Source organism: Streptomyces glaucescens, assembly GCF_002154375.1.
GTDB classification, from domain to species: Bacteria; Actinomycetota; Actinomycetes; order Streptomycetales; family Streptomycetaceae; genus Streptomyces; species Streptomyces glaucescens.
The window spans coordinates 413-865 of record NZ_MUND01001072.1 but is presented as its reverse complement, the minus strand read 5'-3'; the positions used below and the strand labels follow the sequence as shown (position 1 = coordinate 865).

Annotated in this window: 1 pseudogene; it reads right to left on the bottom strand. The window is 79.0% G+C overall.

What is annotated here, in order from left to right:
• Positions 1-453 (bottom strand): annotated as a pseudogene (locus CCN42_RS45495) (serine protease); the annotation flags it as partial.

The window sequence follows — 453 nt, the reverse complement described above, 5'->3', positions numbered from 1 at the left end:
GCGGCGGGCGGCGTCGGCGAGGGAGGTGTCGTCGCCGTGGAGGTCGGCCCCGCGCAGCCACAGCGTGGGCGCCGGTTCGGCGCCTCGGCCGCGGCGGGCGGCGAGAGCCGCCAGTTGCGTCGTACGCCCGCTGCCGGGCGGGCCGACGAGGGCGAGCACCGGGGCCGGACCGTGTTCGAAGGCGGCGAGGTCCCGTACGGTCGCCCGGCGCTCGACCGGCTCCACGCCGGCCGGCCCTGGGCAGCCGTCCGGCACTCCGGGCGGGCCGTCCTGGCCCAGCGAGGTGGCGGTCAGCTCCAGGACACCCGCAAGGTTCAGATCCTCGCCGTAGGCGGGCACCGTGGCCGCGTTGCGGGCCAGCAACCCGGCCAGTGGGCCGTCGGCGGCGGGTCGCAGGGACATGGCGAAGCCGCTGTCGCGCTGCCCGGACCGCAGGGCCGTGCCGACCACGGC